Source organism: Bradyrhizobium sp. LeoA1Lang, assembly GCF_055413685.1.
Window position 1 is genome coordinate 1 of record NZ_JBVAPG010000621.1, and the last position, 255, is coordinate 255.

General features: G+C 58.8%; 1 pseudogene. It reads right to left on the reverse strand.

What is annotated here, in order from left to right:
• Positions 1-180: pseudogene (locus tag ACZYOF_RS44755) on the reverse strand (peptidase M23); the annotation flags it as partial.
• Positions 181-255: the final 75 nt, after the last annotated feature.

Below are 255 nucleotides of genomic sequence, written 5' to 3' on the forward strand. Positions count from 1 at the left end.
GGTCAGATCGCTGCGCGGGAATCCATAACGATGCACCTCGCCGGAGACGGCCGGCTTCCGGCCGAGTATCTCATCGACCTTTTGCCACTCGATTGCCTGGGCACGCGCACTGGAGATGAACGGCTCGCTGAAGATGTACCAGTCGGTGGTCTGCGCATTCGCAACTGACGCGGATGACAGCGCCAGAATTGAAGCGGCCAAAAGATATCTGAGACGAATGGTGAACCTCCATGGTTGGATAGAAGGGCCTCCGCC